The 25,154-nt window shown below is 56.8% G+C and carries 22 protein-coding genes; 12 read left to right on the top strand and 10 right to left on the bottom strand.

From position 1 onward, the window contains the following. Positions 1–265: 265 nt before the first annotated feature. Positions 266–682, bottom strand: coding sequence for a hypothetical protein (locus ACR0NO_RS04420; protein WP_170643200.1), 417 nt, complete (start codon positions 680–682; stop codon positions 266–268). A gap of 166 nt (positions 683–848) precedes the next feature. On the opposite strand from ACR0NO_RS04420, the gene ACR0NO_RS04415 reads away from it, so the two are divergent. After that, positions 849–2,483, top strand: a complete 1,635-nt coding sequence (locus ACR0NO_RS04415; RefSeq protein ID WP_480723107.1) for a winged helix-turn-helix domain-containing tetratricopeptide repeat protein — start codon at positions 849–851, stop codon at positions 2,481–2,483. A gap of 50 nt (positions 2,484–2,533) precedes the next feature. Here the strand turns inward: ACR0NO_RS04415 and ACR0NO_RS04410 are convergent, their stop codons facing one another. Further along, positions 2,534–4,447: an adenylate/guanylate cyclase domain-containing protein gene (locus ACR0NO_RS04410; RefSeq protein ID WP_480723106.1), complete on the bottom strand. Its 1,914-nt coding sequence runs from the start codon at positions 4,445–4,447 to the stop codon at positions 2,534–2,536. A 639-nt stretch (positions 4,448–5,086) separates the two neighbouring features. Between ACR0NO_RS04410 and ACR0NO_RS04405 the strand changes: the two genes are divergently transcribed. The 4 genes from ACR0NO_RS04405 (at position 5,087) to ACR0NO_RS04390 (ending at position 9,918) form a co-directional block, all read left to right on the top strand. After that, positions 5,087–6,637, top strand: coding sequence for a sugar ABC transporter ATP-binding protein (locus tag ACR0NO_RS04405; protein WP_480723105.1), 1,551 nt, complete (start codon positions 5,087–5,089; stop codon positions 6,635–6,637). 28 nt (positions 6,638–6,665) lie between these two features. Then, complete coding sequence (locus ACR0NO_RS04400) at positions 6,666–7,952, top strand: ABC transporter permease (RefSeq protein WP_480555328.1); 1,287 nt, start codon at positions 6,666–6,668, stop codon at positions 7,950–7,952. An 82-nt stretch (positions 7,953–8,034) separates the two neighbouring features. Next, positions 8,035–8,991, top strand: coding sequence for a substrate-binding domain-containing protein (locus ACR0NO_RS04395; RefSeq protein WP_480723104.1), 957 nt, complete (start codon positions 8,035–8,037; stop codon positions 8,989–8,991). Positions 8,992–9,105: 114 nt separating this feature from the next. Continuing rightward, the gene (locus tag ACR0NO_RS04390; protein ID WP_170680233.1) at positions 9,106–9,918 is read left to right on the top strand and encodes a helix-turn-helix domain-containing protein; all 813 of its coding nucleotides are present in this window, start codon (positions 9,106–9,108) and stop codon (positions 9,916–9,918) included. Between the two features lie 628 nt (positions 9,919–10,546). Here ACR0NO_RS04390 and ACR0NO_RS04385 read toward each other — a convergent pair. From ACR0NO_RS04385 to ACR0NO_RS04370, 4 genes are all read right to left on the bottom strand, one after another. Next, positions 10,547–11,704: an adenylate/guanylate cyclase domain-containing protein gene (locus tag ACR0NO_RS04385; RefSeq protein WP_480723103.1), complete on the bottom strand. Its 1,158-nt coding sequence runs from the start codon at positions 11,702–11,704 to the stop codon at positions 10,547–10,549. A 111-nt stretch (positions 11,705–11,815) separates the two neighbouring features. Next, a complete protein-coding gene (locus ACR0NO_RS04380) occupies positions 11,816–12,418 on the bottom strand; it encodes an NAD(P)H-dependent oxidoreductase (RefSeq protein WP_480723102.1) in 603 nt (200 codons plus the stop codon). Further along, complete coding sequence (locus tag ACR0NO_RS04375; protein WP_480723101.1) at positions 12,415–12,807, bottom strand: nuclear transport factor 2-like protein; 393 nt, start codon at positions 12,805–12,807, stop codon at positions 12,415–12,417. Before ACR0NO_RS04375 ends, ACR0NO_RS04380 begins: the two co-directional genes overlap by 4 nt. 20 nt (positions 12,808–12,827) lie before the next feature. Continuing rightward, positions 12,828–13,322, bottom strand: a complete 495-nt coding sequence (locus ACR0NO_RS04370; protein WP_480723100.1) for a nuclear transport factor 2 family protein — start codon at positions 13,320–13,322, stop codon at positions 12,828–12,830. A gap of 118 nt (positions 13,323–13,440) precedes the next feature. Between ACR0NO_RS04370 and ACR0NO_RS04365 the strand changes: the two genes are divergently transcribed. The 5 genes from ACR0NO_RS04365 (at position 13,441) to ACR0NO_RS04345 (ending at position 17,619) form a co-directional block, all read left to right on the top strand. After that, entirely contained in the window at positions 13,441–14,337 is an 897-nt protein-coding gene (locus tag ACR0NO_RS04365; protein ID WP_480723099.1) for a LysR family transcriptional regulator, read from the top strand. A 51-nt stretch (positions 14,338–14,388) separates the two neighbouring features. Beyond that, positions 14,389–15,276 carry a helix-turn-helix domain-containing protein gene (locus ACR0NO_RS04360; RefSeq protein WP_480723098.1) on the top strand — a complete coding sequence of 296 codons (888 nt, stop codon included), beginning with the start codon at positions 14,389–14,391 and terminating at the stop codon, positions 15,274–15,276. A 113-nt stretch (positions 15,277–15,389) separates the two neighbouring features. After that, the gene (locus ACR0NO_RS04355) at positions 15,390–16,343 is read left to right on the top strand and encodes an alpha/beta hydrolase (protein ID WP_480723097.1); all 954 of its coding nucleotides are present in this window, start codon (positions 15,390–15,392) and stop codon (positions 16,341–16,343) included. 60 nt (positions 16,344–16,403) lie between these two features. Continuing rightward, on the top strand, positions 16,404–16,913 hold the full coding sequence (locus tag ACR0NO_RS04350) for a nuclear transport factor 2 family protein (RefSeq protein ID WP_419738520.1): 510 nt from the start codon (positions 16,404–16,406) through the stop codon (positions 16,911–16,913). 10 nt (positions 16,914–16,923) lie between these two features. Continuing rightward, the gene (locus ACR0NO_RS04345) at positions 16,924–17,619 is read left to right on the top strand and encodes an SDR family oxidoreductase (protein ID WP_480723096.1); all 696 of its coding nucleotides are present in this window, start codon (positions 16,924–16,926) and stop codon (positions 17,617–17,619) included. A gap of 2 nt (positions 17,620–17,621) precedes the next feature. Here the strand turns inward: ACR0NO_RS04345 and ACR0NO_RS04340 are convergent, their stop codons facing one another. Then, on the bottom strand, positions 17,622–18,458 hold the full coding sequence (locus ACR0NO_RS04340; RefSeq protein ID WP_480723095.1) for a LysR family transcriptional regulator: 837 nt from the start codon (positions 18,456–18,458) through the stop codon (positions 17,622–17,624). Between the two features lie 91 nt (positions 18,459–18,549). On the opposite strand from ACR0NO_RS04340, the gene ACR0NO_RS04335 reads away from it, so the two are divergent. Beyond that, entirely contained in the window at positions 18,550–19,545 is a 996-nt protein-coding gene (locus ACR0NO_RS04335) for a quinone oxidoreductase family protein (RefSeq protein ID WP_480723094.1), read from the top strand. A 40-nt stretch (positions 19,546–19,585) separates the two neighbouring features. Here ACR0NO_RS04335 and ACR0NO_RS04330 read toward each other — a convergent pair whose 3' ends face one another. The 3 genes from ACR0NO_RS04330 to ACR0NO_RS04320 form a co-directional block, all read right to left on the bottom strand. Next, positions 19,586–20,404 (bottom strand): hypothetical protein, encoded by an 819-nt coding sequence (locus ACR0NO_RS04330; RefSeq protein WP_480723093.1) that lies wholly within the window; start codon positions 20,402–20,404, stop codon positions 19,586–19,588. Positions 20,405–20,472: 68 nt separating this feature from the next. Further along, complete coding sequence (locus ACR0NO_RS04325; RefSeq protein ID WP_170643187.1) at positions 20,473–22,137, bottom strand: sulfatase-like hydrolase/transferase; 1,665 nt, start codon at positions 22,135–22,137, stop codon at positions 20,473–20,475. An 11-nt stretch (positions 22,138–22,148) separates the two neighbouring features. After that, positions 22,149–23,384: a DUF3179 domain-containing (seleno)protein gene (locus ACR0NO_RS04320; protein WP_480723092.1), complete on the bottom strand. Its 1,236-nt coding sequence runs from the start codon at positions 23,382–23,384 to the stop codon at positions 22,149–22,151. A gap of 425 nt (positions 23,385–23,809) precedes the next feature. Here ACR0NO_RS04320 and ACR0NO_RS04315 point away from each other — a divergent pair, with 425 nt between their 5' ends. Further along, entirely contained in the window at positions 23,810–25,150 is a 1,341-nt protein-coding gene (locus tag ACR0NO_RS04315) for a tetratricopeptide repeat protein (protein ID WP_480564121.1), read from the top strand. Positions 25,151–25,154: the final 4 nt, after the last annotated feature.

Genomic DNA, 25,154 nt, shown 5'->3' with positions numbered 1-25,154 from the left:
TCATCATCGGTGCGGGGCTGTATATGATACATCGTGAAAGGGTGGCGGCCAGACAGTTGGTCGCCGTGCGTGCCGTGCCTCCAATCTAAGGCTATACGCCCGGCCCTTAGCGGACACCGGAAGTGTTCGGCCTATGACAAACCATTTCCGCTCAAGTCGGACATTCACCGCGCATGGAGAACAGGGCAGCTGATTTCGTGCCTGCCATTTCTCCTCAGCCAGAAAAATGGCAGGTCCAGCGTCAGAACCAGTTTGAAACCGAAACTCAGAGACCGGTAGACGGTTCAAAGCTGTGCAGCTCGAAAGTTCTCTTTCCGTCGGCACTGAACTTATGGACCGTGTCCCCGACACGTAGAACTGTCATACAGCGATAGCGCCCCTTGTCGGCTGCCATGGAAACGCAAACCTTATCCGTATCGGTGATGGCAAATGCGCCGGCACCGTTCCATCCACCGTTCGTAAGTTCTCCGCTCACGATATTGTTGGGGTCATAGAAAAAGCGAAATCTCTTCTCTCCAGAGGTGGCTGTGACAGTATTTCCGATCAAGAGCTCTGCGATCTGATCGGCATTGAGGCGCTCGGCACCGTTATCCAACGCCGCCTCAAGATCCGTTTCAGCCAATGCAGTGCTCCCCGCCAGAGCGACCGAAGCCGCGATGCAAAGTTTTTTCAGTTGGGCCATATCCAATCTCCTTATTATTTTGAGTAATGCTACGGAACGCTAACCCCCGGAAACGTTACGCCGGGCGAACGCGCCGGGCTTGATCGGAATCTGATTTTTTCTGACATTCATCTGACAATCCGCAAACTTCGTTGAGCTAGGGACATGGCGGAGTGTAGGTTTCAGTATGTACCGTTTCTTAGAGTTCCAACTTGAACCGACACAGGGATTGAACCGCAGTGGCAAACCGGTTGCTTTGGAACCTCAGGCCCTGCAATTGCTGGAATTTCTCGTCAGGAACCGAGACAGGATTGTCAGCAAGCAAGAGATCATTGACGAGATTTGGGGCGGCGCAGCGATCACGGATGCCGCGCTTAACACGCGCATTCGGTCCGTGCGCAAGGCCTTGGGCGATACTGCGGCAAGCTCAGATTACATCAAAACCTTTCCAAAGCGCGGGTTCCAATTTGTGGCCCCGGTTACATTGGATGAGCCGCCTGAGAGCATTACTCAAGCTCCTAAACGCGGCGTTCTTGTTGCGGGCATTCTCTTGGCCTTGGCAATCGCTATGCTGTCGCTCTCCATATTTGCTGACCGGCAGCGATTGCCGGACATCGGGAAACCCTCTTTGGCCGTTGTGCAGTTTGACAATATCGGGGACGAAAGAACGGGGCAGTACTTCGTCGATGGTCTCACCGACGACCTGATCGCGCATCTGTCTCGCAACCGGGAACTCTTCGTCGTGTCCAGCGCGACGATGTTCTCTTACGCGAAGGATAAGGCAACCCCGATCGAAATCGCGCGCGACCTTGGGGTTGGCTATGTTGTCCGCGGCAGCGTCCGCCGCGCCGATGGTCAGATGCGCGTCAGCGGGGAACTTATTGATGTCGACAGCGCCGAAACCATCTGGGCCGAGGTTTTTAATCGTCAGGTAACGGATGTCTTTGATGTTCAGGACGAGATCAGCCGGGCCATCGCGGGCCAGTTATTGCCTGAGATATATCAGTCCGGCGAAGCACGATCGCAGGAAAAACCGACCGAGGACATGGGGGCATGGGATCTGTACTTGCGCGGTCGGGCGCGGCAGGCCGTGTTTTCGCAAGAGGCCCAGCAGGACGCGGTGACGTTTGCACAGTCCGCCATCGCAGCTGATCCGGAATTCGCAGCAGCGCACAGCCTGTTGGCCCGCGCGCTGGGAACGATATTCTTCTTTCAGTGGTCAGATACGCCTCAGGACACGTTGATTGCCGCGACTGAGGCGGCCAAACGGGCAATTGAACTGGACGATCAGGACGCGCAGGCACATGCGGCTCTTGGTTATATTTACCGATTTACCGGAGAGGCCGATCCAGCCATCGCAAATCTCGAGCGCGCTGTCGCGCTCAATCCCAATGATGCGCGTATACGGCTGGAATTGGCGCATACTTATGACTGGTTCCGCATGCAGGACCACGCCCTGCCCGAGATAGAGATGGCAATCCGGCTAAGTCCACGCGATCCGATGCTGCAAAACATGTACTTCTACCAAGGGCACATCCTGTTTCATCTGGAGCGCTACGAAGAAGCGCTTGACGCAGCCCGGCAGTTGGGCGCGGTGGCAACAAGCAATACTTGGCGGCTGTTTCACCACCTGTTGAGCGCGGCCACTCTTGCCGAGATGGGCAGACAAGACGAAGCCCAAGAGGCCGTTAACAATGCGCTTGAGATCAACCCCAAGCTGTCAATCTCAGCGATGCGCAGGCAATTCGCAGGATCAAAAAACCACCCCGAAAACCGACGGATCTGGTTGGCAAGTTTGCAAAAGGCGGGCGTGCCCGAATAAAAATCGGTGCCAGACTTGGCACTATTCTGTGCCGTACCGCGCCCCGTCGGTCAGCCTGCACTATCCTGAAGCGGGGCAAACCGCCCCTCGGGCATGTCCACAGCTCTGTAGGCTTCGACGAAAGGCAGGATGTGTTCATCCGGGCGCGCAAAGCGCCGATACATCCAGACAATGTCAGCAATTTTTATACCCGGACGGATTTTGTTCAGCCTGTCCCGTGCTGCAATGGCGGCGTCGCGCGGACCCAGTTCAGCCAGAATTGCGACTTCGATTGAGACCGACCACCAAATGTCCGGCTGTGCCCCCTTGCGATAAGTGCTCAGCGCTGTTTCATAATCCCCGTTCAGGAAATGATACTCGGCCAGCGCCTGATACCAGTTTGGGTCTGCTGCATTTGGGTCTAGCGCGATTGCATTTTCGACGAGCGCGGCCCCCAAATCCAGACGCCCGGACCAAATGAACTCATAGCCGATCTGCCCTTGCAGATACCGATCTGTCCCCAATGTCAGCGCCGTTTCAGCAGACGAGAAGAACCCGTCGAGATCGCGTTGAATCTGAAGCACAAGCGACAGAAGGAAGTGAGCGCGGGCAGAAAGCGGGTTCAGCGACACCGCGTTCCGAGCCGCCTCTTCCGCGCGTTGGATTTTCTCATCCTGTGTCCCTGGATACAGCCCGGTGAAAAGCTTCACATCCGTTAGCAGTGCCTCGGCCAATTGCGCCCACCCGCGCCAATACTCGGGTTCGTCTTCGACAACCCGCAGGATACAGCCGCGGACGCGCTCTTGCACATCCCGTCGGTTCAGGAAACCAACGCGCAGCAGGGAACATTCATAAGACGAGAGATGTTCCGGAGGTTTCACACGCGCATTACCTGCGTGAATGCGCTTGATTGCTCCGCCCGCGTCACCCACAGCCGAGGCCACTTTTTCGGTTATGTTCAGCTGTACGTCCAGAATATTTGAAGTCGTGAGGCTTTCGTCATACGCGTCCGACCAGACTTGGAACCCCGAGCTTGTGTCTATCAGTCGCGCTGTCACGCGCAGACGATCTGCAACCTGACGGACAGAACCTTCCAGCACATAGTCAGCGCCGAATTTCTGCCGGATACTGCGCGGGTCACTTTCGTCCGGTCCAACGGAATGGGTGGATTGGCGGGACAGTACGTTGAGGTCCTGGTAGCTCCCTAGCTCAACGATGATGTCTTCGCCAATACCAACAGCCAATAAATCGCGGGCGTCCGTATTGCTAAGGTTTTGAAATGGTAGAACCGCAACGGTCGGACCTGTTGGCTCTGACATCAGAGCAGATTCATCAAAGGTCATGGCATCGGGCGGCTCGTTATCAATGCCGATCCACCACGTTATTAGGCCGACAGCCCCAAGCCCAACTAGCACCGATGCACCGGTTATCAATGGAAGCTTGTTCGATCGCCGTTTAGATGCGGGCGCTCTGCCGGACATGACGCGGAAAACCCGAACCGGTTCAGCGATGTTTTTCAGGTTTTTCAGGCCGAGATCCTCAAATCCGACATCCACCTTGCCCATAGCCTGATGCGCGACACTCTCGGAAACCGCGACGCCGCCTGGGTTTGCCAAACTTTCAATGCGGGAGGCAACGTTCACCCCGTCACCATAGAGGTCCCCATCAGCAATCATGACATCACCGAGGTTTATCCCGATCCTAAGTTGCAACCGCGACCCGTTGTCGAGGGCCGGAGCAGCCTCAGCCATTGCCTGCTGGATCTCGACGCCACAATTTACGGCATCGACAACCGAAGCAAACTCGACAAGAGCACCATCCCCCATCACCTTGACGAGGCGCCCGTGATGTCTTGCAATTGCGGGATCAAAAACCTCTGAACGCAGAGTTTTGAGAGCGGACAATACCCTTGCCTCGTCGCTGCCCATCAACGACGAATACCCAACGACATCGGCAGCCATGATCGCGGCGAGTCGGCGCTGCATAGGACCCTCCTGTTCACAGTCTAACGGATGTCACGAAGTCTCGACAATGCGTGCACTTCTGGTAGTCCAACCAATTTGGCTGTCATGGCACAAACTGGATGTCCGCTTCCCCGCGACGAATCCTACTCTTTGCAGGTGCTGCGAAAGTCCGCTTCCCGCCCGGACGTCCGAAAGAAGTAACGGCCTAAGGCCGTCGTTGGCTACCGCCTTTCGCGAACGATCTCAGCAAGTTTCTTCGCAAGAAAGCTCCCTTCGAAATCGGCTGCGAAGTTATCGACTAACTTCGCACTGTCGAGAGAAATACCCAAAATTTTTTCACTGGTGAAACACTCAAAATGAGTAATGTTAGTCGGACGATCAAGGCAAGCGGGTGGGAATTCAGTGGTGGCTTTTCTTGCCTTAAACTGTCCAAGATAAACGCAAGACTCCAATTATTAATATAAATAACAAATCACTAAGAAGGTTTAGAAAGTTCGAAACCTGCACTATGTTTGCCGACTTCAAGGTCGGATCAGACACCTAAACAATTCCTTATTCGCTCCAGGGAAAATACCTATTGACGCTCCACCAATGCTTATGGTTTCGTATATGAAACCGTTTTACGGTGAATCGTTTAGATCGGCGAAGGGAGGCGCTGTGATGGCGAAACAAGAATCCGCGCTGCGTGCGCAACAAGGAACTGAAAGCCAGATTACCGTATCCCTCAGCGGGATTGGTATGTCGTTTTCAGGCGTATCTGTTCTCCGAGATGTCAACCTCGTTTTCGACGGCGGCGAAATCCATACCTTGATGGGCGAGAATGGTGCCGGGAAAAGCACCCTGGTCAAAATCATCTCTGGCGTTCAGAAACCCACATTTGGAAAATTCCAGATTGATGGTGAAACTGTAGAATTCGATGCGCCGCGCGATGCCGAAAAGCACGGTATCGTCATCATGCATCAGGAACTCAGCCTGATCCCCGAAATGACAGTGGCCGAAAACGTCCTGCTTGGGCATGAGCCCCGGAAGTTCGGCACATTCATCGACCGCAAAGCGCTGCGGGAAAAGGCGAAGAAGGCGCTGGCTCGCTTCGGGTTCGCGCTGGACATCGACACCCCGGTCAAAGACTTGCGTGTAGGCGAACAGCAACTTGTCGAGATTGCTCGCGCTTTGCTGATGAACGCGCGGCTGCTGATCATGGACGAGCCCACCTCGGCCCTGTCGCAGGCCGAAGCTGACATTCTGATGGAGGTTGTGCGCGACCTGGCACTGCAAGGGGTTGCGGTCGTCTACATCTCGCACCGCTTGGATGAAGTGTTTGAAATCTCGGACCGGGTTACGGTTTTACGTGATGGCGATCTGATCGGCACGCGGTTGGCCACTGAGACGACGTCAGCCGAACTGATCCGCATGATGGTCGGTCGCACCGTCGAGATCAACGCCGTTGAGCGTCAGAATCCGGCGACCGAAGAAACTGTATTGCAGGTCGCCAAACTATCGGCCTGGGACGGCAAACGCAAAGTGCTGGACGACGTTTCATTCGATCTCAAGCGCGGAGAGATTCTGGGTATCGGCGGCCTTTTGGGGGCTGGCCGGACTGAATTGTTGGAGACATTGTTCGGCGCGAGAGGTGCCAGCTACCAGGGTGAGATAACGCTGGAAGGCACTCGTCTGCGGCCTGTCAAACCTCAGGATGGGGTGCGCAACGGGTTGGCCCTGATCACAGAAGATCGCAAGGGCAACGGCCTGATCCTTGATCGCTCAATCTCATCAAACGTGGCATTGCCGTTGATGCCGTTGCAATCCCGATTTGGGCGGTTTTCCGAGGTCGAGCAGCGCAAACAAGCGCTTAAGGCCATCGAAACACTCAAGGTTGCGGCAACCGGCCCCGAGCATCCGGTTGGCAAGCTCAGCGGGGGCAATCAGCAAAAGGTGGTTCTGGGCAAATGGCTGGCAACGCAGCCCCATGTCCTTCTGCTGGATGAGCCCACACGTGGTATCGACATCGGCGCCAAGGACGAAATTTATGCCTTGGTCGGACGGCTGGCGGATCAGGGTATCTCGGTTTTGTTCGCAAGTTCTGAGCTTTCTGAGTTCATGGCCGTCTGTGACCGCATGATTGTGCTGTGCGAAGGCCAGATGGCCGGAGAGTTGTCTCGAAAAGAAATGTCCGTGGATTCAATCAAGGCCCTGGCGATGCAGTTCCGCTAACTGCCCCGGCCCACAAAAGAGAAAAGACATGACCGTTATGGAACCCAACAGCCCGACAGTGAAACAAGACCGCCCAGGTGCGGCAATGTTCATGCAGCTCTTGAACAAAACCAAACTGTATTGGGGACTGTTCGCCCTGATCCTGTTTGGTGCGCTGACCTCGCCCCTCTCCTCGAAGGGCAACAACATCTTTCTGTCATTGGGGAACCTGACGGACATCCTGCGTCAGGTTTCGGTCACCGGAATTGTCGCGGTTGGGATGACGATGGTGATTTTCATCGCTGGCATCGATCTGTCCGTGGGCTCTGTCATGGCTTTGGGTACGGTGATCTGCGCCATGCTGCTCACACAGGAAGGTTGGACCGCCGCAAGCTATTTCGGCGTTCCTGCGACCGGGATTGTCCTTTTTGTGACCATCGCGGCCCTGATTTTTTTCGTGCAAAGCAACTTGAACCGTACTTCTGAAACAGCAGCGACAACAAGCGCGCCGTCGCGGATGCTGAGCCGTCTGATCGCCGCTGCAATCGCAATTGGCGTGATGGTCTGGCTTGCCGGACAGGTCATGCCGAAATTCGGTGTTCTGGCCGTGCTGATCGTGGTGCCTTGCATCGGGGCCGTCATGGGCACGGTGAACGGAGCGCTGATCGTCTATGGCCGTCTGCAACCATTTATCGTGACGCTGGCGATGATGGTGGGTGCGCTGGGTCTGGCGCGCGTCATTGCCGGGCAAGATACGGCTGTTTACCCGGTCTACACCGGCAGCAATGCGACGGAAAGTTTCGAAGTGCTGCGTGAGTTGCTGTGGGGCGTCCTGCCCGTACCCGGGCTTTTCTTCCTTGGCGTCCTGTTGGTCTTTTTCCTGATCACACGGTTCACCACTTTTGGCAGCTACCTTATGGCCATCGGCGGCAATGAAGAGGCCGCACGTCTGGCTGGTATCAATGTGGGTCGCAACAAGATCATCACCTACGCGTTGGCCGGGGGCCTGTCGGCACTCGCTGGGGTGCTTTATGTGGCGCAATTCCGGCAGGGTAAACCGGATGCCGGATTGGGACTGGAACTGGATGCGATCGCAGCCGTTGTGATCGGTGGCACCAGCCTCATGGGCGGTCGTGGTGCCATCATGGGGACTTTTGTTGGGGTGCTGATCTTTGGTTTCCTCAGCAACATCCTGCAACTCAACAACATCGACAGCAACACGCAGCTGGTGCTCAAGGGCATCATTATCGTGGTCGCCGTCCTGCTTCAGGAAGGGCGATTTGAAGAGATCTTTGTCATGGCGAAAGAGCGCCTCGGCAGAGGGAGGAGGCTCTAACCTCAGATCTTGGCGGACCAAGGTTAGAGCAATCAGAACGCGGGAATTTGGAGAAACCCGCATCATGACTAAGGAGTAGACTATGAAAAGAAGAACATTTGGCAAGGGCCTGATGGCCGCCACCGCGCTCGTAACCTCGTTTTCGGCCTCGATGGTACTTGCGGCTGACAACTATGTGATCGGTTTTTCGCAGGTAACTACAGTTGAGCCCTGGCGTGTCCAGTTCAACAAAGACCTGCGTGCCGAAGCTGACCAGCACAACAACGTCGAACTGATCATCGCGGACGCCAACGACCGCACTGAAAAGCAGGTGGCGGATGTCGAAAACTTTATCCGTCAGGAAGTGGATGCGATCCTGATCTCGCCCAAGGAATCCGCTGGTCTGACCGGTGTGGTCGAACAGGCAACAGACGCTGGCATCCCTGTTTTCGTTCTGGACCGCAACGTGGACACCGACAAGTTCGTCCAGTGGGTTGGCGGAGACAACGAACTGATCGGCCGCGAAGCCGGTAAGTTCGCGCTGGACCAACTGGGCGGCGCAGGTGTGGCCAAAGGCACCATTGTTGAAATCTGGGGTGGTCTGGGCACTCAGGCCGCGCATGACCGCGCCAACGGTTTCCACGAGGCCTTTGACGGCGAAGAAGGCGTGACCTTCCTGCTCGATCAGCAATCGGGCGATTGGAAACAAGATCAGGCGTACGACATCATGTCGACCGCCCTGCGCAACTATGAGGACATCACCATGGTCTATGGCCACAACGATCCGATGGCCTATGGCGCTTATCTGGCCGCCAAAGACGCGGGCCGCGCAGATGACATCATCTTCATTGGTGTTGACGCCCTGCCAGGTGAAGGCGTGACCTGGGTTGCCAACGGCGAACTGTCAGCCACATTCCTGTACCCGACCCCGGGCGCCGAAGGACTGCGTCAGGCCCTGAAGCACCTGAAAGGTGAAGAAGTGCCAAAGTCGGTCGTTATGGGCACCGAGGCAATCACTGCCGATAACGCAGGTGAAATCCTGAAGAAGAACGGACTGTAAAAAAACAATCAGACCGGTTTCCTTTCTCCTCCCTGTCGGGGTGGCCGGTCGGACACGCAGGGGCTTGCGCCCCTGCCGTCTTTTTTGAGAAAGCTTCGAAAAAAGGTGCCGCGAATGTCCGAGCAAAAAACGAAACTCCAAAAATACTCCGCTCCCGCTTTGGAGAAGGGATTGGATATTCTTGAGTTTCTTTCTCTGTCGGACACTGCCCCTACCCTGTCTCAGCTTGCTCAAGGTATTGGCCGTTCGAAAAACGAAATCTTCCGCATGATGATCGTGCTGGAGGAACGCGGTTACATCGATCGTCAGGAAGGTGACCTGTTCAAACTAACTGGAAAGCTCGCTTTGCTGGGTGGAGACCGCACAGATAACAGCAAACTCGCAGAATTGGCTGAACCTTACATGAACCGTTTGGCCGAAGAAATCGAACTGTCCAACCACCTTTGGGTGCCAAATGGCAAAGACGAGCTGATTGTGATCAACAGTGTCTCGTCGTCTCAAAACTATGGTGTCACGGTGCAAGTCGGTTACACAACGCCTGTGTTTCCGACATCCGCCGGGGCGTGTTTTCTTTCGGAAATTGCATCACGCGAAGATCGCTTGGCCTATCTTCGCAAAATAGCATCAGGTGAAAATCCGGTGTCGCTGCAAGAGTTTTCTGATCAAGCGGAAGTCTGCGCCGATCAGAACTACATCTCGCTCGGCAGCCCCGAGAGCAACGCCATAAGCGAGATTTCAACTCCCATTCGCCATGGAATGGGTCAATCGGTCATCGCGTCGCTGACGATTCCGCATTTTGCTTCCGCCCTGATCGACAACCGGCGCGAATTTGTCATTGATGCGCTGAAAACGACGGCGGCTCAGTTGCAAGCCAGCGTGGCGACCCGAATGCCCTTGCCCCGCACGCCTTGGTATCAATTCACCTGACAATCTGCAGATGAAACCATCCGGCCCACCCAAAGGGCAGGCCGGACTGCGTGAGTGGTTGTACTTAGTCGTACAGAACGGCCGAGATTTTCGAAGCGACGGCTCCTGCTCTTTGTAGGCGCAGCGAAAGTCAGCTTTACCGCCCAAACTCGTCAGTGCTGTGCCTGCTGCTCCTATTAACCGGAGTTTTGCCATGGCCCTGGGACTTCAAGCGTTCGCGCCGGCGTGCAAAGTCTTGCTCGAAGTGCAAAGCTATCCCTGAACCTACACCCGCTAAGCAGACCCTGATGCCGACAGCATTGAAGTTCCGCTGGCCTCCCAAATCCCGCGCAAGTCGTATGACCAGCGAACTCTCTAACATCTAAAAAGTCAAAAGCAGAGCAGTGAGGCACAATGCTGGACTCAAACCAATTTCCTAACACTACCCATTGACCTCATTTCCTTGATTTTGTTAATTTTCAATATGTTGACAAAAAATCCTACCACCCCAGCCATATTCCTCAGCAACAACTATCCCGTTTTGTCCAAGCCAACAGGCATGTGCCCCATCTGCGCTGTGTAAACGATAAATCCTTGCGATAGGTTCGACGCAAGCAACTTTATTCGGCGAAAAGTTGACTTTGAAGAGCTATGCGCGGATCGCAAAAGCCTCGATTTTCTTCGGCAAGCCGCGGATAGCATGATAGCCAGCTGCGTGTTTGTAGCCTGTCACATGTTCTGCGACGCTCTGTGTCACCAGTATCTTTTCGTCCAGTTTCTTGCACAGTTCCTGAACGCGACTGGCCACGTTCACAGCCTGACCGACGACGGTGAAATCCAAGCGATCAGGGCTTCCGATGTTGCCAAAGGTGACGCGACCGAAATCAATGCCGACGACGAACTCGATTGGCTCGTTTTCCTTTTCGGCTGCTGTATCGTTGTAGTCGCGCAGGTTGGCTAGGGCGAGTTCTGCCGCCCGCACCGCAGATCTGCACGAGGCTTCCGCGTCGTCATCAATGTTGAAAACGGCTAGTATGCCGTCCCCCATAAATTTGAGAACGTCACCGCCCTGTTCCTGGATGGGCGATACGACCATCTCGAAATACTCACCCATCATGGCAAGCAAATCGCCCTCGGACCAGGTTGAGGCCTTTTGGGTATAGCCCCGCAGATCCGCAAACAGGATTGCAGCAGAAACGGTTCTGTGTTCTCCGCGCTTTATGTGCCCTTGATCAATTTCTTCGGCGGGGCCGTGCCCCAGATAGGTCCGAAGTAGGCTCTTTTGCGACTGGCGCATCGCAATGGGTTCCAAAGCCGCGGCAAGTGCGTATCGCGTGTCTTCGATGTGGCTGATATGCGCGCCTGAAAACCCAGTATCTGCGTTTGAAGTAAAGCTGGTGCCCTGAACCGAGCCGTTGCCATGCTCCAGCGGGATCGCCAGAAAATCGGTGGCGCCTGCTTCGGCCAGCTCGGCGTAGACCGGATGTTCCTCCAGAACGTCCGGATCGGTCAGGCGTTTGCGTAGTGGGCGCCGCTGGGTGACAACATATTCGAACGGGCTGCCGTGCCACGCACTGGTCGACAAAACCGTGGTCGGCACGGCGTAGCGGCGGGTTTCCTCGGGTGTCCAGATGATCCCCCAAGCGCTGAGCAAAGGGTTCGAATAATTCTGCGCGATCCTTGCGCGGGCGAGGGGGACGCCAAGCGCGGTCAATCCTTCGCAATAGCCTTTGACGATAAGCCTCTCGTCGCCCAACAGGCGACCATCAGAAATCAACCAGTGGTTCAGGTGATCAGTCTCGGCCATCGTTGTCTCACACTCTTGTTCCGCGCTGATAGTCTACCTTTCATTGGGCATCGGAGAACCCGCGCCGGCTGAAAAACCTGTGTTTTCTGTCCAGCGCAGGATCGGTCGACCTCAGCTTACCGCCGCTGCCAGTGAGGGGTCGTCTTCCAATTGTTTGAGCAAACGGGCCTGTCTCACCTTGGGGTCCAATTCGGGATCGCTCAAATAGGCCAGCATATGGGGCACGTTCTCATCAATCTGCTCTTGAGTTGCCACCGCCATGCCATGGGCCACGAAAGGCCTTAGATACGTCATTCCGGCCAGGTTCGCCGTCTGTTGGAACGGTTTCAGAAACTCGGCCATTGTAAAGTTGTTGTATCCGCCCGCGTGATAGCTGTGCTCGGGACCTCCGGTCGAGACAAGGATGAGGAACTCACGCCCTTTCAGTTGGTCACCGCCCGGCCCGTAGGCGAAACCATAGTTCAGCACCTGATCCATCCAGGCTTTCATGACCGGAGGTGCGGAATACCAGTAGAATGGAAACTGGAACACGATCCGGTCATGGGCCAGCAAGAGGGTCTGTTCGGCTTTGATGTCAAAGCGCATCTCACTGCCGCCAATGGCGGTCAGATCGCGGGTTGTCACGTCGGCGGCTTCTGAAAGCGCGTCAAACCAGGCGCGGTTGATGCGCGATTTGCTCAGGTCCGGATGGGCGGTGAGGACGAGGGTTTTCATGTATCTGCCTCTTGCAGGAATGTTGCGGAATAATGGGTGATTAGCGGGCGGCCATCGGGTCGGGTTTCAAAGCGCCAGTTTTCCTTAACGCGGGCTTCAATGTGGCCCCCCGCAACGGTCGTGGCACGAAACAGAACTTCGAACTGGGCGGCACCGGGCTTGATCGTTATCCTGCTGACGTGATGTTCCGTTGGACGTTGCAAGGTTTCAAGCACGTCACGATACCAAGCCCGCACGCGATCATGACCGCTGAGTGTGGTATCGACATCAGGCATGTCCCCGTCCACATCTGGGTGGAGGTCAGGCAGGAACGCGTCGATTGGATCCAGCCTGTCGAACCGGGCAAACCAGTCGGCGATGAAACCGCGGATTTCGGGGTAATTGGTCACTTGAATCACCTGTTGATGGTTTACTTGGCCAGTCGCTCAGGGACCGGAGCCAGCGAGTATTGGGACCAGAAAAACGTGTTTGCCGCGTCCTGATCGGCGGACAGGTTGGTTGCCTCGACGATCTTGCCATTCTCGATCCGATAGACGAGCGCCCAGGTCGTGTCGACATTTGGTTTGCCATCGGCGTTCGACCAGCCACGGTGGATATCAACCACATGGGTCTCGTCGGCCCCGAAATAGATGGGTTCTGCCTGAAAACCAGCGGTGCCCAGTTGTTCGAAAAAGGCCAGAACTTCGTCCCGACCGGTCTTGGTTCCCGACAAGGGGTGGCGGCCCGGAATGTGCCATTTGACGTTCTCGTCCATCACGGCTGCGATACCGTCCAGATCACTGGCGCCATAGGCGGCGAAGAAGTCTTGTACGACCTTGATATTGTCTTCTGGGGATGCGGCCATAGCGGTCTCTCCTGTGATCAGAGCAGCGGTGAGGGCAGCAACTTTGGTCAGAGTGTTCATCTTGTGTCCTCCTGAATACGATGACACGAAGATAATAATCCCGATAGGACGTGATAATTCACCCTTTCGGCATTTCTTTCATGTATAATATCGAATAATAAGGTAATTCGGGGACTCTATGCGCCTGCCACTCGCCACGCTTGAAATCTTTACTGCCATCGCGCGCCACGGATCGCTACGTGCTGCGGCCGAGGCGCTGGGTATCAAGCCGTCGACCGTTAGCCACCAATTGAGAGCGCTGGAAGAGCAGCTGGGCACTGCACTGTTCATTCGGACGACGCGCTCGATCAGCCTAACCGAGGCCGGGCGCGCCCTGATCCGCGGCGCGGGGCCTGCCTTTGACCAACTCTCGGAGGCCGTGGAAAGCGCGCGCAGCACCGGTCACGCCGCGCGGGGCACGTTGAAACTGGCGATGCCGGAGTTTGCCTACCACCTTTATGTGGGTCCGATCCTCAAGAGTTTTTGCGCCGCGTATCCCGAGATCGAACTGGAGCTGGCGCTGACAGATGCGCTTTCAGACATACTCGGCGAGGAGCTGCATGCTGGATTCCGTCTGGGGGATCGTGTGGCGCAGGACATGGTGGCGGTGCGGTTGACGCCGCCGCTTCCAGTGACCGTCGTCGCCAGCCCGGAATACCTGGCGGCTCGGGGCATCCCGGAAACGCCGCGTGATCTGCTGGGGCACACTTGTATCCGCTACAGGTTTCAATCCTCAGGCCAGATTGCCCCGTGGATCTTTCAATCGAGCGAGGAGGAATATGCAGTCGATGTGCAGGGCAATCTGATCGCAAACGCCCTTCCTGCTACCGTCGATCTGGCGAAAAGAGGCTTGGGGTTAGCCTATACCTTCAGGGCTTATGTCGCCCCACTGATTGATAACGGAATTTTGACGCCGGTTCTCGAGGGTCACTTGGGCCTCACCCCCGGTATTTTCATGTATTTCCCACGCGAGTATAAATCGATGATGCCCCTGAGGCTGTTCATCGACCACATAAAGCGCCAGCAAAACGTTTGACCCTGCGCGCGCGGACCCCACATATCGAATAGTGCCAGCCGGAGCCGCTCATTGCCCCTAAGATACGCTGATATCTATCCGTCAGAACCGTTGCTGAACAGTGATGCGATGCAGCGTCCTTCGGCGGCGGGACTGATGTCAGTGCGGTATTTTCGGGCCGAACCTGATCGGATGCCGGAAGAGGTGTTTTCGGAACACCACGTCCTCCTGAACCTGCAGGAGAAGGGGCATCGCGTGCAAAACCGGCGGGACGGCACGCTGCGGGATTTCACCTTTTGCAAAGATGAAGTCATCGTGACCCCAGCAGGTATGCGGTCAGGCTGGCGGTGGTACGGGCAGTCCGATGTGATTGTAATCACCTTACATCCGGACAAGGTCCAGCAGTTTGCGCAGTCGGAACTCGGTATGCTTCTGGCACCGGAGCAGTTTCACGACCAGCCGCAGTTTTCTGATCCTGACTTATGTGCTGCAGGTGTCATCCTGCGCGATGCGCTAGCAACGGACGACATGTCCTCAGCCGTGATGTTCGAAGCCATGAGCAGGGTGTTTCTGGTCAAGCTGCTGCAGAAATACGGCAAACGCCGCGCAGAAGAAGTTGAACTGTCTGCGCGCTTCACGTCTCAGCACTATCAACGTGTGCTGGACTATGTGCAGGACCGTTTGGATCAGACAATCTCAGTCGATCAACTGGCCTCTGAGGCGGGTATGAGCCCTTCGCATTTTGCGCGGGTTTTTAAGGAAACGCTGGGCTCGACCCCCATGCAATATGTCATGGCCTACCGGGTCGAGCAGGCGATGAAGATGATCGAGGACCCCGTGCGCCCTCTGGGGGATATCGCATTGGCCTGTGGATTTTCGGATCAGGCGCATTTCACGCGCAGTTTCAAACAGGTGGTAGGGCAGACCCCGCGCGCGTTCCGCGCAGCAAATGCCGTCTAAAGCAGGATCTTTCAAAAACGCGGCAGTCCGGTGCAAGTATGCCTGCCGCCGACAGCGTATCTCAGGTGTCATCGGGCTTGTGCCCATCCAGACAGATTTTGGGAGATATCGCCATGAATACCCTCGCTCTGAACACCGCCGCAGCGCTTATGGCATCAACAGCCGCCGTCGCGCAGGTTGAAACCCGCACCGTTACCTTCGAGAACGAAGGCGCTATGCTGTCCGGCACGCTGTACCTGCCGGAAGAGCGCGGATCTGAACCGCTGCCCACCGTCGTTGTGACCGGGGCCTGGACCTCGGTTCAAGAGCAGATGCCTGCAAACTATGCCCGAGAAATGGCCGAGCGCGGCTTTGCCGCCTTCACCTTTGATTTCCGCGGTTGGGGCAAATCGGGCGATCTGCCGAACAACGTGCGCTTCGTTGAAAGCCCCGAGGCCAAGACATCGGACATCAAAGCGGCCATCGCATTCGTTGCGACCCTACCCGAAGTAGATGCCGTCCACATCAACGGTCTGGGGATCTGCGCCTCGGCCGGGTACATGGTCGATGCGGTCTCTGGCAATCCGCTGGTTCAGCGGCTGGGTCTGGTTGCACCGTGGTTGCAGAACGAAGAGATCGTCGAAGCGGTCTATGGCGGCGCAGAAGGTGTCGCCGGGCTGATCGAGGTGTCCCACGCTGCCGAGGCCGCAGGTGGTCAGATCATCCCCGCCGCAGGCCCCGAGGGTGCCGAGGGCGTTCTGATGCCAATCGGCGGATACTACTATGAGGCCGACCGGGGCGGGATCCCGGAGTATGATGACAAGTGGAACAATGCAGGCTGGGAAGGATGGTTGACCTATCACCCCGCCGACAATCCGCAGCGTTTGGATAAACCACTGGCAATTGTGCACTCGGAAAGCGCAGCGATCCCACAGGGCGTGCAGACCTTCCTTGCCGGTTTCGCAGGCGACGCGACAGCTCAATGGCTGGAAGATGTCACGCAGTTCGATTTCTACGACAACCCCGAGGATGTCACCCGCGCGGCCGATACCGTCGCTGACCACTTCCGCGCCGGTTCAACCAACTAAGCCCTGTCTGGACGCCGAGCAATCGTTCGGCGTCCACCCTCATCTATTCGGAGCATCCTCATGCGTAGAAAACTCACATCGACCCTTGCGGCCGTCTCTATGATCGGAACCGCAGCTTTTGCTGAACAACAGGCCGATATCTCGACCGCAATCACCGATATCGCGGCCGGCGCTGACCGACACGATTGGACCCGCGTGCGCGACGCATTTTCCGATACTGTCACGACGGATTATACCAGCCTCTGGGGCGGAGACCCGGTCACACAACCCGCCGACGAGCTTGTGGCTGGATGGTCCGCCTTTCTTCCTGGTTTCGACGCGACGCACCATATGGTGACCAATCACACCATCACCTCCCTGTCCGATACATCCGCCACAGCACAGGCTGATTTCACAGCAACCCATCGTCTTGATGATGGCCTGTGGGTGCTTGGTGGCCGCTATGACTATGAGCTTGAGAAATCAGACGACCGCTGGCTTGTCACATCAATGACCATGACGGCAATCTGGGAATCCGGTGACCGTGGGCTTGTGGCTCTTGCCGGCCAGCGCGCTGCCGAGGCGAATTGAAGGAGTAACCATGACCAGCCAGCGTATCGCACTCGTGACCGGAGCCAACCGAGGTATTGGTAAAGAAGTGTCCCGCCAATTGGCCCGAGACCATGGGATGAAGGTTCTGATGGGTGCGCGCGATCTGGCAAAAGGGCAGGCTGCTGCGGATGAAATCGGATATGGGGCAGAAGCCTTGCAACTCGATGTCTCTAGTCCGGACTCTGTCGCCGCCGCCTTCTTCTTGATGGTTGAATCGGCCTATGGGCGCCTTGATGTTTTGGTGAATAACGCGGGCGTGGATTATGACACCGACCAGATGGTTCACCTCGCCGACTTGGACCGGGTGCGTCGCGCGTTTGATACGAACCTTTTCGGCCCGTGGGAGACCACGATTGCGGCGGTGCCACTGCTAAAACAAGGCACGGAAGCCCGGATCGTCAACGTGTCCTCTGGGGCGGGGTCACTGACCGGCATGTCCTCTGGAACGCCCGGCTATGGCGTGTCCAAAGCGGCTCTGAACGCGCTGACCCTCAAGACCGCTGCCGCGTTGAAACCTCAGGGCATTCTCGTCAACGCCGTGTGTCCCGGTTGGGTTGCCACGGATATGGGGGGCGGGGGACGTCCGATTTCCGAGGGTGCCAGGGGCGTTGTCTGGGCAGCGACCTTACCGAAAGGTGGCCCGACCGGAGGGTTCTTTCGCGATGGCGTCGCAATTGATTGGTAGGTTCAGCCGGGCGTCATGAAATCAATCAGCTTCCTGACCCGGGTTGGCAACAGGCGGCGGCTGGGATAGACGACGAACATGTCCCGCGTCATTGGTAGGGCGTCTGTGACCTCAAGCCGTTGCAGCTCACCCTCCACCATATCCGAAGGCAGCATCGCAACACCCAGGTTACGACGGGCCGCCTGAGCAATGACATCAAGGTCGGTTAAACTGTGCGCGATGTACTTCGGCTGCAGTGTTTCCCCGCCCTCTAGAACCCAGGGTTGACCAGCATTCAGGGCGGGCAGAGCAAGTAAGTCTGGTCTGGAAATCGACCCGTCCAACCCACGTTCTCGAATGAAGCCCTGTCCTGCGCAAAAGCAGTAGGGAACTGACCAAAGCCGTTTCGCGACAAGGCTGGAATCCGTCAAGGGGCCGAGACGGAAGGCCAGATCGATATTGTCGCGAAAGAAGTCTAACATGACATTGCTTGTGGTCATCTCAAACGCCACATCCGGATTTTGTGTCGCAAAATCCAACAACCGAGGTCCAATGGTCGTGCGCGCGGCCAGCGGAGGTGCCGTGACGCGGATGCTCTGGCGTCTCGTGTCGTCGGTAAAACCTGCGATACCTTGCAGAGCCTCGATCGGGTCCTGACATCGATCCAGAAGGCGGCGGCCTTCTTCCGTCAGACGCACTTGCCGCGTTGTTCGTTCAAACAGTTTGGTGCCCAGATGTTCCTCCAACTCTGCAATCCTTCGGCTGACACGGCTGAGCGGGATCCCCAGACGCTCCGCAGCTTTCGAAAAGCTGAGATGGTTTGCGACGACGGTAAACAGGGCAAGGTCGTTGTAGATCATTATTCTATTTTTGGGATTATTTCTCCTGATATCAACTATTATTATCCGCAGGCGTGGCCTCTACCTTCTGCGCAACAGAAGGAGACAGCTCATGCCTTTCGCCATTGAAGTCACCCAGACCGGCAAACCAGATGTTTTGCGCGAAACAAACCGTGTGACCCCGACTCCCGATTCCGGGGAAATCCTGATCCGCAACAAAGCCGCGGCAGTCAACTTCATCGACACGATCATCCGTCGCGGTGAAATGCCCGAGGGGATGATGCCCGAGCTACCTCATGTACCCGGGGTCGAGGGAGCCGGAGTGGTTGAGGCGCTGGGCGAGGGGGTCGAAGGGTTCTCTGTCGGGGACCGCGTAGCGTGGATGGGGCAGATTGGTGCCGGTGGATACGGCACCCAGTCGGTGATCGCTGCGCCCTATGTCTCCCGGTTGGCCGATACTGTCGAGTTGGAAACCGCAGCCGCAATCCCCGTCAATGGGATGACCGCCTACCACATGCTGGTCAATCTGGGCGGCGCGGCAGCTGGCAAATCTGTACTGGTTCACGCTGCGGCCGGGGGTGTTGGCACCATGGCGCTACACATTGCCAAGCATCTGGGAATGACGGTGATCGCTTCGACCAGCACCGACAAGGTTGGGTATGCGAAGGATCAAGGTGCCGATCAGGTCATCGACTATCGCACCGAGGATGTCACCGAGCGGGTGCTGGACCTCACCGAAAGGCGCGGCGTGGATCTGACGCTCAACCCGATCTCGGGTGAAACCCTCAAGTCAGACCTCGACGCTCTGGCACCTTTGGGCACGGCAGTTCTGTTCGGGTTCCTTGCCGGTCCGCCTGTAGGTAGTTTCGCGGAGGACTTGGCGAAGCACTTTCAGAAGTCGGTCTCGGTCCGGCTTAGCGACATATACACCTATTTCGTTAACCGCCCCGATCAGTTCAGCGCAGATATGGCCACGGTGTTTGAATTGTTGCAAGCGGGTGTTCTGCGCCCACAGGTGAGCATCCTACCCATTGCCCAAGCCGCCGAGGCGCACCGTCGTTTGGAAGCCGGTGAAACCACCGGCAAACTGGTTCTGAGCATAGAGTGATCGAGCCCGGAGAACACGAGTAACGGCAAGGCGGTCGAGTCTAGTTGAAAAAGACCTTTAGCCCCAAATAGGGCCCTTGCTGCGTGACATCATAGGCGAAGGGGCCGGTTGACGTTGAATCACTGTAGTCGACGCTGAAATAACGGTAGCCAAAGGTGATCGCTGTGCGATCCCACGGCTGATAGTCAAAGCCGATATTTGCGCCGACCTGCAGATCGTTGCCTCCGGCCCCGAACCCGCCAAGCTCCAGCGATGCGATCGTGGTCCACCGATCGTTGAGACGCCACATGCCCCGGGCACCCACGACGGGCTCAATCCAGCCTTCATCACCGCCTTGGGTCGGTGGATTGGTTGGACCCGGGGTTGTGAACCTGATTTCCTGCCGGATCGAGTTGTAGCGAATGCCGCCCTGCAGATCGACGGTGTAGCGCTGGTTGTTGGCACCATAGGTTCCATCCGCCACGCGGTAAGCACCCATGACCGCAAACCATTTCTGGCGCACATCTACATCCACCGCAGTGGCAGCAGGGCCGGAGAGGGTGGTGTCCTCTCCGATACCTACATAATTGGCATCAACGATGATCCCAAAATCCCCGTTCCAGGCCTCATACCGCCCGGCCGCTGCGAAATCGAGAACATCCAGCACGTCGCCAAGATCGAGGTCAATATCGGCTGAAACGCCCGAGACAGTTGACGTTCCATGCGTACGCAGCGGGGTGAACAAGTAGAAGCCAAGAGTGTGTCGCCAGCCCTCTTCGGTCTGACCCGGTGCAGGCAGGGACTGAGCGTATGCTGCGCTCGACAATAGACAGGACAGGGCCGTGGCGCCCGCTATCGCGGCAGTGGATCTGATTGCCATAGGTGAATCTCCTTACTTTCAAATTTCGCGACGACCTTGCTTCAAGGCGTCAGTGTCCGGATATACGATCATCTGCCAACAGAAGACTGTTTGAGCAGGAATGCCTCGACAGCGGCTTCGGTTTCAGGTCGCAGGTTTTCGATGCCTTCATAGGGAACACCACGGGCTGGTTCGATGTCTGGATACTTTTCCTTGCGTTTTAGATGACGCCCCAGAATGCGGACAAACTCTTGCCCGCCCCAAGCTCCAACCTCGGTCGACACCGGGTATTTTTCGTGGGTATCGCGGTAAACATCGAAGAAATCGGCTAGAATCGCGCTCTCTCCGGCTCCGGGAATGCGCAGCTTTAGTTGATCCTTGATGACCGCGCGGGGTGTGTGGACGGAATAGACGATCAGATGATCGCGCCGTCCTTTTGTCTCGCCCAACAGCAGCAGCGAGGATTGGTCGACCCCGTCCACCAACCGATCCCGAGGAATACCGCTCTCGGCCCCGGCGAACCGCGCGAGCGTGGTATAGAGATCCGAGACGTGGACGATATCTCCGACGATGCCGTCGGCCTCGATCATACCGGGCCAGCGGATGAAGCTGTCGACCCGAATGCCGCCCTCGGACACATCACCCTTGCCACCGGCGAAAACCATCGGGGTGAAACCTGATTGCGGCGAATACTTGGTGAAATGGCCGTTGTCGCCCATCACGATGACAATGGTGTTGTCGGCCAGGCCAAGCGCCTCCATCTCGTTGAAGATATCGCCCAGCCAGCTGTCGAGCTGCTGCATCTTGTCGACATAGAGCCCTCCGTTCGGCGATTGCGGCCCCGAACGACCTGCGCGCGTGTTATCCAGCGGAATGAGTGGCCAATATTGCAGGAAGAAAGGCGCGTCCCCGCCAGCCAGCTCGCGCATTTTTTCAAGCGTCTGATCCTGATAGCGCTGGTTCATTTCGTCATATTTTTCGGCGGTCCAGCGCTCGCCCGCGGTCATGTCAACTTCGCGCGCAAGACCACCGCGTTCAGCTTCAAGACCGGTGACCATAGCGGCGGGGTCGGGGCGAAAGAAGTCGTCGAGTACGAAACGGTCATCGAAATCCGCTATCCCGACCGAGACTTGTTCCTTGATCGCATCATCGTTATAGATTGTCAGTTGGCCCTGCTGGTGAACCGGGAACCCCGCCCAATCGAAGCCTTGGTTATGGGGCCAGGCCTCGGGGATGTCGCCCATGTGCCACTTACCCACATGCACAGTCGCATAGCCCGCATCTGACAGGATCTCGGCCAGCGTGACTTCGTCGGCGGGCAGGCCGAACCCGGCGATATCCACGGTGGTGTCGCCCATGCCCATCCGAACCGGAAGCCGCCCGGTCATCATCGCAACCCGTGTGGGCGTGCAGGAGGGTTCGGTATACATGCGCACCATGCGCATCGCTTCGTCTGAGAAAGCGTTAATATGGGGCGTGGAATACCCGCGCACCGCGTTCAGTTCAGGGATACCAAGATCGCCAAAGCCGATATCGTCAATCAGGATATTGATGATGTTGGGTGGCTTGCCGTCGTTCGAGTTTCGGAACTCTTCGAGCAACTGATCAACCTCGGCATTGTCCGCAGCCCATTGTTCGGCATTCTGCGCTTCGAGGATGTAGTACTCGGCATCATGGATGATCGGCGCATCCTGAGCGGTTGAGATCGTGGCCGATAGACAGAACAGCACCGACAGGCTGGATAGGGTTTTCATTTCAACAATCCTCATTCGCTTTGGGCGGGGGTCTGGCGGGGGTCAGGTGTGATGTGGGGCGGGCCGGAGCGGTTGATGTCCGTGCCGGGGAAGAACTCGACCCAGACATGCCAGAACATGCCCGATCGAAGGGTCTCAACACGGGTCAATTGGCCGGAATCCGCGTTTCCGAAAAAATCGACATGGGTGATCGGCGCGCCGCTGTCATTGTACCAGACGCCAACGCTTTCATAGATTGGGTCGTAGGACACCACGACGTCACGCCCGCCAACCGTGGCGTTGATCAGCCCTTTATTTTCGGCCAGGAAATCATCGGTCCAGCAAACTGCGTCGTCACCGATCGTGATGCCCCAGACATAGGTTTTGTTGGGCAGACGGTTGTCGCTGTGGCTCATGTTGTCCATGACGGGCGCTTCTTCTTGGTGCTGCTTGGCGATGCCCGAGGAGAAAACGGTTTCAGTAAAGGTGTCGAACAACCTGAGAAGCGGGTTCGAGGAGGGCTTGTTCAGAAAGACCTCACCATCTGGGTAGGCCTTTTGAAATCCCCGAAAGCTCATCCGAAAGGTGGGCCATGGCTGCATTGCCGCTGTTCTCGAGGCGTCGCTGTCGAAGCGGCCATAGATCTGCTGGATTGGCTCTCCGGTAGTGTTGTCGCGTAGGATCAGGTTGTTGCCGTGCTGGGCCATCACCTCAAGATCCAGACGTTTGCCGTGGATTTCGGGTTTGTAGGCCTGACCCAGATTGGCCATGGCGCAATAGGTCATGACGATATCGTCGCCACCCAACCCCTCATCGTTGCCGGCCAGATGAGGGCGCATCAGCTGGGCGTCGGAATGCGCCCGCGCGTGGCCATTGTTTTCGATCACGAGAACGCTGGCGGATGGGTTGATGTATCGCTGCGCCTCAGAAATTGGGTAGTAGCGGGCGGTGTTTTGCTGGTTGCGTAGGCCGATATGGACCCAAACCCATGGGAACACGAACAGGAAAATAATCACCAGTGTTATCGCTGGCGCACCGAGGAAGAACAGCCAGCCGGGACCGCCGCCCAGAAAATGCCCGACAAGCATCAGCGCAAGCCCGGTGAATCCCGCGGCAAGATAGGTGTTCTCATTCCGGATAAAGCGGATCATGTTATTGCGCTTGACCCTCAGCACCATCTGGCTGACGTCACCGAGATCACGGAAATACATGAACCCGATGGTCAACGACACGAGGAGCCCGACGTAGAAGAGAAGATTGGCCAACATTTGAATCGCCTTTTTGCGTCTTGATTAGCCCTCGGGTGGGGTCGAATGGGACGAAAGGTAAGTTTTGATTTCGTCCTCAAGCCCTCGGAGGCTGTCGATAAGATCAGAATTTCTTGGGTCACTTGCATCGCAGGGAAGAAGAGCAGCCAGGCTTTCAAAGTCAGCGCAGATTTGCGCAAAGACCGTGTCTGAGCTTCGCAGGCGCCGGATGTCATTCGCCTGATCAGGAAAGTGTATCGACAAGCAAGCCATCATAAGCCTCACGGTGTCTGAACCCAGTTGCGCCCCTGCGATGAGGTCCGTTCCCCTCCTTTGTTAATCATTCTGTCTGAAATTCATTTACACATTCAGGTATCTTAACGTATGTTACGGGGTAACATGTTATTTTTCAAAGGCTTGAAACCAGCCAGCGGTTAACGAAAGCGATGTCAGACGCCAGTGTAAAGTCAGATCCGGATCAAAGAACGCTCTCGGATGAAGACATTCAGCGGGCACTGAAGGCGGTCCTGGACAGCCCGGAATTCGATGGGGCCGAGCGACTGCAGTCTTTCCTTAGTTACGTTGTCGACAAGCTTCTGGCAGGCCGGTCCGAGGATATCCGCGCCAAGTCGATCGCCGAGGATGTTTATGGAAGGGCGCTGGATTCTGGGGGTGACCCCATGGCCGTCGTGCGGGTCGATGCAGGGCGCATGCGTCGGCGATTGGCGAGCTTCTATTCGAACTCCGGCAAGGATCAGAGGCTGCGCATCCATGTAGATCCGGGTGGTTATGTCCCCCGGTTTGAGGTTTTGGACATCGATATACCCTCGGACCGAGCGCGTCCCTCCAAGATGGTCTGGGTCACAGTGGCGGTTTTGGCCGCGTTGGCTATCGCAGGCGGCTTGATGCTCTTCTCCCGATCGCCCCAGTCACCGCCCAGCCCGGTCGCCGTCTCAGCAAATGCCAATCAGGAACAAGCCATCAGAGAGGCGCTGTTCTCGACAAACCCGACCAAGCTACAAGCCGTTAATCTGGCGACTGAGGCGCGCCTGCTGATGTTCCCGGTTCTGGACCGCGATAGGCTGCAAGCCGTGCGCGGCATGTTCGAACGCGCCATGGCGCTTGATGAGACGTATTTTGGCGGCTACGCCGGTTCGGCGCAGGCGATCAGCATCCTTGCCTTAACAACCCCGCCCGGAGCCGAAAAACAGGCGCTTTTGGCCCTTGCTAAAACTCGCGCGCAGCGGGCACTAGAACTGGCGCCAGACGAAGGTTGGAGCCATTCCGCCCTTGCCCTGGCTTCATTTTGCTCGCGCGAGCATGAGGCAGCACTTGCACAGTCCACGCGCGCAACACGGCTTGCCCCTGATGATATCCACGTCACGAATTTTGATGCCCTGTTCGCGCTGTTTGGTGGGGATTTCCAGCGCGCTATAGCGTCCGCCAATCGGGCGCGGGGCGCCAATACGACAAACGGTAGATTTCCCTATCGCAGCGTGTTGGCCTCCTCCAGCTATCACTTGGGGGATTACCAGGCGTCGGTAGACCAGTTCAACGAGGCGGTCAGGCTGGGTGATCCGGTCAGCGCGATCTCGATCGGTTATCTGGCGGCAAGCTATCAAAGGCTCGGAGACGATGAGCGCGCGCGGGCCACAATTCTGTTGTTGGACGAAGCCTGGCCCGGCTACCCTCTGGCGGCGCTGTTTCGGACTTTGTTTGCCGATCCGGATCATGCCGAAGACATCATCAGCGCGCTTGACGAAATAGCGGCTTTGCAATCCGACTAGGGTA

The organism is Ruegeria sp. CL3, assembly GCF_056536505.1.
Note: the sequence above shows the minus strand (reverse complement) of the source record. Positions and strands in the feature narration are given on the sequence as shown.

Bases quoted from the DNA above. Each gene is read 5' to 3' on its own strand.
- ACR0NO_RS04395 (WP_480723104.1), top strand. From the start codon at position 8,035: ATGAAAAGAAGAACATTTGGCAAGGGCCTGATGGCCGCCACCGCGCTC.
- ACR0NO_RS04385 (WP_480723103.1), bottom strand. From the start codon at position 11,704: ATGGCCGAGACTGATCACCTGAACCACTGGTTGATTTCTGATGGTCGC.
- ACR0NO_RS04325 (WP_170643187.1), bottom strand. From the start codon at position 22,137: ATGAAAACCCTATCCAGCCTGTCGGTGCTGTTCTGTCTATCGGCCACG.
- ACR0NO_RS04345 (WP_480723096.1), top strand. From the start codon at position 16,924: ATGACCAGCCAGCGTATCGCACTCGTGACCGGAGCCAACCGAGGTATT.
- ACR0NO_RS04355 (WP_480723097.1), top strand. From the start codon at position 15,390: ATGAATACCCTCGCTCTGAACACCGCCGCAGCGCTTATGGCATCAACA.
- ACR0NO_RS04365 (WP_480723099.1), top strand. From the start codon at position 13,441: ATGCGCCTGCCACTCGCCACGCTTGAAATCTTTACTGCCATCGCGCGC.
- ACR0NO_RS04410 (WP_480723106.1), bottom strand. From the start codon at position 4,447: ATGCAGCGCCGACTCGCCGCGATCATGGCTGCCGATGTCGTTGGGTAT.
- ACR0NO_RS04350 (WP_419738520.1), top strand. From the start codon at position 16,404: ATGCGTAGAAAACTCACATCGACCCTTGCGGCCGTCTCTATGATCGGA.
- ACR0NO_RS04415 (WP_480723107.1), top strand. From the start codon at position 849: ATGTACCGTTTCTTAGAGTTCCAACTTGAACCGACACAGGGATTGAAC.
- ACR0NO_RS04340 (WP_480723095.1), bottom strand. From the start codon at position 18,458: ATGATCTACAACGACCTTGCCCTGTTTACCGTCGTCGCAAACCATCTC.
- ACR0NO_RS04330 (WP_480723093.1), bottom strand. From the start codon at position 20,404: ATGGCAATCAGATCCACTGCCGCGATAGCGGGCGCCACGGCCCTGTCC.
- ACR0NO_RS04390 (WP_170680233.1), top strand. From the start codon at position 9,106: ATGTCCGAGCAAAAAACGAAACTCCAAAAATACTCCGCTCCCGCTTTG.
- ACR0NO_RS04315 (WP_480564121.1), top strand. From the start codon at position 23,810: ATGTCAGACGCCAGTGTAAAGTCAGATCCGGATCAAAGAACGCTCTCG.
- ACR0NO_RS04400 (WP_480555328.1), top strand. From the start codon at position 6,666: ATGACCGTTATGGAACCCAACAGCCCGACAGTGAAACAAGACCGCCCA.
- ACR0NO_RS04405 (WP_480723105.1), top strand. From the start codon at position 5,087: ATGGCGAAACAAGAATCCGCGCTGCGTGCGCAACAAGGAACTGAAAGC.
- ACR0NO_RS04320 (WP_480723092.1), bottom strand. From the start codon at position 23,384: ATGTTGGCCAATCTTCTCTTCTACGTCGGGCTCCTCGTGTCGTTGACC.
- ACR0NO_RS04335 (WP_480723094.1), top strand. From the start codon at position 18,550: ATGCCTTTCGCCATTGAAGTCACCCAGACCGGCAAACCAGATGTTTTG.
- ACR0NO_RS04420 (WP_170643200.1), bottom strand. From the start codon at position 682: ATGGCCCAACTGAAAAAACTTTGCATCGCGGCTTCGGTCGCTCTGGCG.
- ACR0NO_RS04380 (WP_480723102.1), bottom strand. From the start codon at position 12,418: ATGAAAACCCTCGTCCTCACCGCCCATCCGGACCTGAGCAAATCGCGC.
- ACR0NO_RS04370 (WP_480723100.1), bottom strand. From the start codon at position 13,322: ATGAACACTCTGACCAAAGTTGCTGCCCTCACCGCTGCTCTGATCACA.